The organism is Citrobacter sp. wls829 (assembly GCF_005280825.1).
GTDB lineage: Bacteria > Pseudomonadota > Gammaproteobacteria > Enterobacterales > Enterobacteriaceae > Citrobacter > Citrobacter gillenii.
In genome coordinates this window covers 1-493 of the sequence record NZ_SZWP01000024.1, presented here as the reverse complement: position 1 = coordinate 493, position 493 = coordinate 1, and the positions used below count along the sequence as shown (strand labels likewise).

At 61.1% G+C, this 493-nt stretch carries 1 protein-coding gene; it reads right to left on the bottom strand.

What is annotated here, in order from left to right; translation table 11 throughout:
• The coding region (locus FDW88_RS01965) for an Ig-like domain-containing protein (protein WP_137361915.1) at positions 1-493 on the bottom strand (493 nt) is incomplete at both ends.

The window sequence follows — 493 nt, the reverse complement described above, 5'->3', positions numbered from 1 at the left end:
AACAAAGGTATAGCTGCCGTCGGCGTTGATGGTCAGCGCGCCATAGCCCGCAAGCGTCGCGGTCTGGCCTGCGGCCCACGTCGTTGCGCCCACCGTAAATGCGCTGACTTTCAGCGTATCGCCGTCCGGGTCGCTGGCGCCGTTCAGCAGATTCTGCAAAGCCGTGCTGGTCAGCGTCTGGTCTTCCGCTGTGCTGGCGGTTTTGCCGACAACCCCGGTCGGCGCACCGTTCGTTAACGTTACGGTGACGTTCGCGGTTTCGGTTTTGCCGCCGCTGGTAACGGTATAAGTGAAACTATCGGTGCCGACATAGCCGTCGTTCAGGGTGTAAACCACCTTGCCGTTGCTGACGGTCACCGTACCGTGCGCGCCGTTGGTGGTGGCGGTAATGGCTTTGTCGCTGTTGGCGAAGCTGTCGTTATTAAAGACATCAATCACCAGCGGGTCGCGCCCGTGGCCGGTCTGGCTGTCGTTAAACGCATCCTGCACCGGC